This window comes from Martelella sp. UBA3392 (assembly GCF_002358775.1).
Lineage (GTDB): Bacteria > Pseudomonadota > Alphaproteobacteria > Rhizobiales > Rhizobiaceae > Martelella > Martelella mediterranea.
This window is the reverse complement of record NZ_DEPM01000186.1, coordinates 20,826-24,518: the sequence shown is the minus strand read 5'-3', so window position 1 is coordinate 24,518 and position 3,693 is coordinate 20,826. Positions and strand designations below refer to the sequence as shown.

4 protein-coding genes and 1 pseudogene are annotated in these 3,693 nt (G+C 62.1%); 4 read left to right on the top strand and 1 reads right to left on the bottom strand.

All coding sequences use genetic code 11. From position 1 onward, the window contains the following. Positions 1–140 precede the first annotated feature (140 nt). Positions 141–323: pseudogene (locus B4E36_RS14425) on the bottom strand (transposase); the annotation flags it as partial. A gap of 336 nt (positions 324–659) precedes the next feature. On the opposite strand from B4E36_RS14425, the gene serS reads away from it, so the two are divergent. The 4 genes from serS to B4E36_RS14405 form a co-directional block, all read left to right on the top strand. Next, a complete protein-coding gene (serS, locus tag B4E36_RS14420; RefSeq protein ID WP_292058389.1) occupies positions 660–1,943 on the top strand; it encodes a serine--tRNA ligase in 1,284 nt (427 codons plus the stop codon). Positions 1,944–1,950: 7 nt separating this feature from the next. Then, the gene (surE, locus tag B4E36_RS14415) at positions 1,951–2,709 is read left to right on the top strand and encodes a 5'/3'-nucleotidase SurE (RefSeq protein ID WP_292058392.1); all 759 of its coding nucleotides are present in this window, start codon (positions 1,951–1,953) and stop codon (positions 2,707–2,709) included. A gap of 16 nt (positions 2,710–2,725) precedes the next feature. Beyond that, a complete protein-coding gene (locus tag B4E36_RS14410) occupies positions 2,726–3,379 on the top strand; it encodes a protein-L-isoaspartate(D-aspartate) O-methyltransferase (protein ID WP_345900496.1) in 654 nt (217 codons plus the stop codon). A gap of 130 nt (positions 3,380–3,509) precedes the next feature. Continuing rightward, positions 3,510–3,693 (top strand): hypothetical protein (locus B4E36_RS14405; protein WP_345900495.1); only part of this gene is annotated, 184 nt, incomplete at its 3' end.

The following is a 3,693-nucleotide window of genomic DNA, read 5'->3' as shown; positions in this document are numbered from 1 at the left end:
AATCCCCTTGAAGGCCGTTGAAGTGATCTGACGAGAAAAAACTCGTCAATACAGTTGGTTAGTTGCGTAATGTGACGGGTGATGACGGGTTCTGAATGCGGTCCAAGGCATTCTTCCTCTCCGCCATTTCCGACATGTACAGGCAGGTCTTTCGGCAGTTGAATCCACTGACAGCCGGTCGTCGCCATATAGAGTATCGCATTCATGACCTCGCGCAGATCGGTCGTGCGCGGACGCCCGAGCCGGTTGGGCGACGGCATGAACGGGGCGATCAATGCCCATTCACCGTCGGTTAGATCGCTTGCACGGCGCGGCGTCTCACGGCGGGCGGTTTCAGTTCAGGGCATATGTGGCCCCGTTCGGTTTGGCGACAGAACTGAAGTACAAACCACTGAAACCGCTCAACTCTTTTCGTGTTGGAAGAGGTCATCGCGGGAATCCTTGCTGGGAGGGGATAGGTGAGACGTTTTAGGGTGTTTGTTTGAGCGGTTGATGTCCTTGGTTTGCTCGAAATGCGTGGTCTGTCGATCCGCTTCGCAAAGGGGCCATTTTCGTGGATGCGCTCTCGGCCTTCCACTTGCGCTTTCGGCATGAGTTGGGCACAAGAGGGCCGCCGGTAAATCGACCGGCGACCCTTTTACTTTTCTGGAAGCTTCATCATGCTCGATATCAAATGGATTCGCGAAAACCCGGAGGCGCTCGACAAGGCGCTGGCCGCGCGCGGCGCCAGGCCGCTTGCCGCAGAAATCGTCGATCTGGATGAGAAGCGCCGCTCCGTCGTGCAGCGCCTCCAGGAAATGCAGTCCCGCCGCAACGCCGCGTCGAAGGAAATCGGCATCGCGATGGGGCGGAAGGATACCGAACTTGCCGAGAAGCTGAAGGCCGAGGTTTCCGAAATCAAGACCGCGATGCCGACGCTGGAAGCCGAGGAGCGCGAGGCGACCGCGGCGCTGGACGACCTTCTCGCCGGCATCCCCAACGTGCCGCTCGACGATGTGCCGGTCGGCGCTGACGAGGACGCCAATGTCGAAATCCGCCAATGGGGCGAGAAGCCCGGCTGGAACCATGTTGCGAAAGAGCATTTCGAAATCGGCGAGGCGCTCGGCGGCATGGATTTCGAACGGGCGGCGAAGCTGTCGGGCTCGCGCTTCACGGTGCTGACCGGCGCATTCGCAAGGCTGGAGCGCGCGCTTGGCCAGTTCATGATCGACATGCACACCAGCGAGCACGGCTACCTCGAGGTCAGCCCACCGCTTCTGGTGCGCGACGAGGCGCTCTATGGCACCGGGCAGTTGCCGAAATTTTCCGACGACCTGTTCAAGGCCTCGGAGGATCGCTGGATGATCCCGACGGCGGAAGTGCCGCTCACCAATCTGGTGGCAGGTGAAATCCTGCCGGCGGAGGAATTGCCGCTGCGCTATTCGGCGCTGACCTATTGCTTCCGTTCGGAGGCGGGTTCCGCCGGGCGCGATACCCGCGGCATGCTGCGCCAGCACCAGTTCCTGAAATGCGAAATGGTCTCGATCACCGATGCCGACAGTTCGCTCGATGAGCTGGAGCGGATGACGGCGGCGGCCGAGGATGTGTTGAAGAAGCTCGGCCTGCATTACCGCGTGATGGCGCTTTCGACCGGCGACATGGGCTTTTCGGCGCGCAAGACCTATGACATCGAGGTCTGGCTGCCGGGGCAGGATACCTATCGCGAAATCTCGTCCTGCTCGGTCTGCGGCGATTTTCAGGCCCGGCGCATGAATGCGCGCTATCGCGGCAAGGACGAGAAGCAGACCCGCTTCGTGCATACGCTGAACGGTTCCGGCGTCGCCGTCGGCCGTGCGCTGATCGCCGTCGTCGAGAATTATCTGAATGAAGATGGTTCCGTCACGGTTCCGGAGGCACTGGTGCCCTATATGGGCGGCATGACCCGCATCGAGAAGGCGAAGTGAGATCGACATGCGCATTCTGCTGACCAATGACGACGGTATTCACGGCCCCGGCCTTGCCGTGCTGCAATCCCTTGCCGCCCAGCTTTCCGACGACGTCTGGACGGTGGCGCCGGAAACCGACCAGAGCGGCCTTGCCCATTCGCTGACGCTCTCGGAGCCCTTGCGGCTGCGTCAGATGGGCGAGAAGGAATATGCGCTGCGCGGCACGCCGACGGACTGCGTGATCATGGCCGTGCGTGAAGTGCTGCCCGAGCCGCCGGACCTGATCCTCTCCGGCATCAATTCCGGCGCCAACATGGCCGACGACGTCACCTATTCCGGCACGATCGCGGCGGCAATCGAGGGCACGATGCAGGGCGTACGCTCGATCGCGCTCAGCCAGACCGGCAATTACGACGATGGAAGGCGCTATTTCCCGTGGGAGGTGGCGGAGCGCCATGCCCCGGCGCTGATCGACAAGCTGCTGACGCTCGACCTTCCCGAGGGCACCTTCCTGAACGTCAATTTCCCGTGCTGCACGCCGGACGAGGTCAAGGGCGTCCGGGTGACCGCGCAGGGCAAGCTCGAATCGGGCCTTTCGGTCGACAAGCGGTCCGATGGTCGCGGGCTTCCCTATTACTGGCTGACCTTCCGCGAGCGTCTCAGCGCGTTCGCCGACGACAGCGATCTGCAGGCGGTCGGCGAGAACTATCTGTCGGTCACGCCGCTGAAGCTCGACTTGACCGACCATGCGGTTCGCGACAGGATCAAGGCGGCGCTCGGCTGATTTGAAAGGGATGGCGGTGGCGACGAAGCTTCAGGAACGGGAAGGGTTTGCGGCTCTCGTGATGCGCCTTCGGGCCGGCGGCGTCACCAATCTTGACCTGTTGTCGGCGGTCGAGGCCACCCCGCGCTCGCTGTTCACGCCCTCGCATCTCTCGCCCTATGCCTATAGCGGCCGATCGGTGCCGATCGAATGCGGGGCGTTCATGGAAAGCGCCGATCTCGCCATCCGCCTGATCGATATCCTCAAGGTGAAGCCCGGCCAGCGCGTGCTCGAGGTTGGCACGGGCTCTGGCTATACCGCCGCGATCATGGGCCGCATCGCCGAGCGGGTGCTGACGGTGGAGCGCTATCGCACCCTTGCCGATCTCGCCCGAAGGCGTCTTGCCGAACTTTCGCTGCAAAGGGTTGTCGTGCGCCAGGCCGATGGCCGCGAGGGTATGAGCGGCGAGGGCACTTTCGACCGTATCCTCTATACCGTGGCGGTGCCGGAAATTCCGCGCGCCCGCGTCGAGCAGCTTGTCTCCAACGGCGTCATCATGGCCCCGCTGATCCGTGAGGGCGCGCGGCCGCTGATGGTGCGCATGACGCGGATAGGAAGCCGGTTCGAACGTCAGGACCTGTTCGAGGTTCCCTATATCGCCGCCGAACGCGGACTTTCAAAGGCCCTGTAACGCTTCATTTTCCGGCTGAGCGGACTTTTCGTCCCTGAATTTCGCGCTTCGCCGCCGGCTTTAACCGTGCGGTAACTCTGATGTGGTTAAAACCGGTGCAGTAAAGAGTTCAAGCGTACAGGGTCGGTTCATGCGTATTTCTGGGCTGCCGGAAGTCGGCAAAGCAACACAAGGCGTACTGCTCGTTTCGTCGCTGGCCATATTGGCCGCCGGATGCAGTTCTGAAACTTCCCGCCTGAGCAATGGGCCGGACACGATGACCACCGGCTCGGTCGTCCCGCAATATCAGCAGCTCGTGCCGCCCGCCAATGTCG